Here is a 2,912-nt window from a genome sequence, read left to right as displayed (position 1 = left end):
CTCCAACTGGGTTCCCGAGAGGACGCTGTTGGCTTTCATGATCGACTGGACTTGGCTGGCCAGCCCGGCATAACTGGCCGACGAGCCGTTGAGCGTGCCCATCAGTTCGCCATAGCTGGGAGGCAGGTAGTTGCGTGCGAGGTCCGGGGTCGGCAGCAGCTGCTCCATGCCTCGGCTTCCCGTCATGGCGTTGTGGGTCCGGGTCAGCTGGTCCTTCGATTCCTTCAGCTGGTCGTACTGCTTCTGCATCCCGGAGATTTGCTGCTGCCAGTACATGACCTGCTGTATCAGGTTGGCGACGGCCGTGATGTCGATCACCGGGATCCCGGCTTTCGCGTGCGGCGGTGCGAGCGAGGCTGTGGCCGCGAGGAAGAGGGCAACAAGGAATCTACGCATGGGAGATCTCCTGGTGTGAGGGTGAACGGGAAGGGTTGTTCGCAAGCGCCCTGCGGAAAGACGGCAGCCATTGGGCGGGATCCGGTCCGCAGATCGCGATGAGTTCACGCATGAGGCGGACGTTGCCGGTGCGCCCGGAGATGACGTGCAAGGCGTCGTCGAATCCATGGAGATCGAGCTGCGCGACCACGCTGACATGGTTCTGCTTGATAAGGAACTGGCGAGAGCCAGGCTCGATCTCCTGCTTGATCAGCGCGAACTCCCGGTCGGTCAGGTTGAAGCCCCGGGTGTATTCGTCGTAGTCCGCCTCCGGATTGGGGAACAGGATCTTCGTCGGCGTCTGCTCGACGATCGCGCGGGCAATGCCGGAATCGAGCACGTGGCTGGTGCTTTGGGTGAACGTGGCGATATTCGCGTTCTTCTTGCGCCAGGTCTCCAGGCCGTTCTTGGCGAACTTCGCGAAGGCCGGATCGCTCAACAGCTTGGCGAACTCGTCCATCCAGCACACCAGCGGGCGGCCGTCCACCATCCGGTTCACGAGATGAAAGAGGTACAGGGTCAGCGGGGCGCGCACGACCTCGTTGTCCAGGAAGTCGGTCACATCGAAGCCCACGAGGGCGTGCCGGGCAAGCAGCGGGGCCACGTGGTCGTGCTCGTTGTCGAAGACCCAGGCATAGTCGCCGTGCTCCGAGGCGCACCACCGCCGAAGGCGCGCGTGCATCCCCTCCGGATCCGTGATGTCGAGGAAGGCGGCGAGCCGGGACAGGCGCCTGAAAGAGCGCTCGAGCTTCAGGGTGCCGCGCAGTGCCTGGTCGAGATCGTCTTCCTGCCGGACGGTCAGGGTCTCGCCCGGCGTGCGCATCACGAGGCGCCTGAGCCAGTGCCGCATGAACTCGACGTTGTCGGCGATCGAATCGTCGAGCTGCAACGGATTGCAGCCGGTGGGTGCCCCGTTCTTGAGTGGGAGGTACTGGCCGCCCAGGGCCCGCACCAGGATATGCAGCCCTTCATCCTTGTCGAAGACCACTTGTGTGGCGTCGAGGCGATTGCAGATCGCCACCATGCAGAAGCCCAGCAGCGTGGTCTTGCCGGTCCCGACCGGTCCCACGCCCGTGATGTGTCCGACATCGCGGCGGCTGCCGCCGTCCCGGCTGCGCGGGTCGCTCGCATGCAGCGAGAAGTAGTAGGGCGAGCCCGCGCGCGTGGTGAACATGGTCAGCGCATCGCCCCAGTAGTTGCCCGTTGCCCGGCCGGTCGGGAAATTGTGGAAGGGCGACATGGCGGCGAAGTTGCGGCTGGTGACGGGCGCCTTGCGGCTGCGGTAGCCGAAGTTTCCCGGCAGCTGCGCCCAGAAGGCCGCCTCCAGCGCGAGGTCCTCGCGGGCCACCACCATTCCCGCGTCGCCCAGCAGGTAGCGGGCGCGGGCGACGTTGTCGTTGAGTTGCTTCAGACGGGGCCGGCCCTCGGCCTCGCTGAGGCCGTCGTAGGTGTCGGCCAGCACATGCAGGCTGAAATGGTGGTCGCCCACCACGAAGCGATTGCTCATCAGGTCGTCCAGTGCGTCCTTGAGTTCCTCGGCCTGCGAGACTGCGAGGTCACCGGCGGCGGCCATCCGGTGATGCTGGCGGCTCATCATGTCGGTGGCCGTGCTCTTGGCCAGGAAGGTGAAGCTTTGCGTGAGCACGAAGGGGAAAGGTGCGGTCAGCAGGGCGCTGAACATGCCCGGCGCGGTGGGCGTGGGGTATTCCTTGATGCCGAGGAAGGCGCCAATGCGGGTCTGGGTGCCGGCCCGGTATTCCATGGCCTCGTTGCCGAAGAAGGGCCGGGTGGTGGCCAGGACCTCGTTGAGGGGGGCGCGCGGCAGCGGCATGCGCTGCCACTCCCCGTTGACGAGCAGGCCGTGGAATTCCACGAGGGAGGAAAAAAGCCCGTCGTTCCCCTGCAGCCGATAGATGCCCAGTGCTTCGGGGTCGTAGCGTTCCAGGGCGGCGAGCAGTTCCTGGCGCAGCTTGCTGCAGGCGTCCAGCGCATCGCGCAGCTCCGCCCGCGCACCCTCCGGGTCCGCGCGCTTGAACAGCCGCAATGCGGCGTTGCCGATGCGGGTGGGCTGCGGCCGGAAGACGACCGACAGGTACAGTTCATTGACCATCAGCCGTTCGCCAGCCATCTTGCGGCGATAGCGCTGCTCGATCTCGTCGGCGAAGCCGGGCGTCGTCCGCCCGGCCGGATAGGCCATCTCGCGGCGGCGGATCACGTGGGTCCAGAGCGCCAGGTTGGGCGACGCGATGTTGCGCAGCAGGACATTGAGGCGCTCATGCCAGCTGTTGATGTCCTCGTCGTCCGCGCTTTCGAAGCTCGTGCCGGCCAGGCGGAGTGTCTGCACATAGTCTCCGGCACGTGTCAGGGCCACATGCTCGTCCACATGCGCCGAAAGCGGAATCATGGTCGCGGCGCCGGCTTCGCGGCGCAGCGCGTGCTCGGGGCGTGAGAGCAGCTTCATGGCGGGGAACGGCGTC

At 66.0% G+C, this 2,912-nt stretch carries 2 protein-coding genes; both read right to left on the bottom strand.

The genetic code is table 11. The features are described 5' to 3' along the window. A partial coding sequence (locus tag AC1DOC_RS27430; RefSeq protein WP_478130894.1) for a type IV secretion system protein occupies nt 1-396 on the bottom strand: 396 nt, incomplete at its 3' end. Further along, nucleotides 389-2,912, bottom strand: a 2,524-nt coding sequence (locus AC1DOC_RS27425) for a VirB4 family type IV secretion/conjugal transfer ATPase (RefSeq protein ID WP_478130893.1), incomplete at its 5' end; no start/stop codon positions are given. The genes AC1DOC_RS27430 and AC1DOC_RS27425, both read right to left, overlap by 8 nt.

It is taken from the genome of Variovorax sp. 01T439_2 (assembly GCF_056398445.1).
Note: the sequence above shows the minus strand (reverse complement) of the source record. Positions and strands in the feature narration are given on the sequence as shown.